The sequence below is a fragment of the Streptomyces sp. SID1328 genome, assembly GCF_009865595.1.
Lineage (GTDB): Bacteria > Actinomycetota > Actinomycetes > Streptomycetales > Streptomycetaceae > Streptomyces > Streptomyces griseoluteus.
In genome coordinates, this window is the sequence record NZ_WWKH01000950.1 from 1 (window position 1) to 606 (window position 606).

Genomic DNA, 606 nt, shown 5'->3' on the forward strand with positions numbered 1-606 from the left:
GGCCTGCTGCGCCGGGCGCTCGCGGTCTGGGCCCGCCCCGGCGCCACGGTCCGGGTCTCGGCCACCCCCGGCACCTTCACCGGCGGCCCCGCCGGACCGCCCCAGCTCCTGTACGCGGGCGACGTGGACGCGGCCCGCGTGGTGATCCTCTACGACGGTCTGCGCATCGCCCGCTACGCCGAGCCGAGGGACGGCACCGAGGGGGCGGCCCTCGACTTCGCCCGCGTGGACGGCGCGACCGGCGCCGAGGCGAGCGCGCTCGTGCTCGGCCGCTCCGACGGCAACGTCCGCTACCTGACCGCCCCTTGGGTGAAGAAGGCCGCCGGGCGGGACCTGACCAAGCCGGAGTCGGCGCCGACCGCGCTCACCCTGGCCGACGGGGTCACCTCTCCGCTGGCCAGCCCGGCGCTGCGGGCGGGCGACTGCACTTCCTGGACCGTGCTCCAGTTGACGGACGGCTCCGGCACCCAGCTCTCCAGCGACCTGGGCGAGCTGGTGCCCGCCCACCTCACCGCGGGCCGGCCGGGGTCGACCGGCGAGGCGACCGGGGCCGAAGGGCTGCGCGCCTGGGCGCCGTTCGCCTGCTCGCTGGCGGCGGAGCGGGCG

General features: G+C 78.4%; 1 pseudogene. It reads left to right on the top strand.

What is annotated here, in order from left to right:
* Positions 1–606 (top strand): annotated as a pseudogene (locus GT030_RS30620) (hypothetical protein); the annotation flags it as partial.